Source organism: Neisseria sp. P0022.S010 (assembly GCF_051956635.1).
In genome coordinates this window covers 1-438 of record NZ_JBQCXF010000926.1, presented here as the reverse complement: position 1 = coordinate 438, position 438 = coordinate 1, and the positions used below count along the sequence as shown (strand labels likewise).

Genomic DNA, 438 nt, shown 5'->3' with positions numbered 1-438 from the left:
CAGAGAGGCTGTGCCATTGTCCGAGCAGGACGGCTTTGAACATGGACAACAGTGGATAGGCGGGACGGCCGCGGTGGTCTCTAAGGTAACGGGTTTTTTGACGATTCAGGTATTGTTCGATCGGCTGCCAATCAATCACTTGATCCAACTTCAATAGTGGGAAGCGGTCGATGTGTTTGGCAATCATGGCTTGGGCGGTTTGTTGGAAGAAGGTGCTCATGAGAAATCCCCTAAATGTCTTGGGTGGGAATTTAGGGGATTTTGGGGAATTTTGCAAAGGTCTCAGTCTGTTAACGAAATTTGACGCATAAAAATGCGCCAAAAAATTTTCAATTGCCTAAAACCTTCCTAATATTAAGCAAAAAGTAGGAAAAATCAGAAAAGTTTTGCATCTTGAAAATGAGATTGAGCATAAAATTTTAGTAACCTATATTATTG

Annotated in this window: 1 pseudogene; it reads right to left on the bottom strand. The window is 42.2% G+C overall.

What is annotated here, in order from left to right:
- Positions 1-220: pseudogene (locus tag ACTHUT_RS22145) on the bottom strand (IS5/IS1182 family transposase); the annotation flags it as partial.
- Between the last annotated feature and the right edge of the window lie 218 nt (positions 221-438).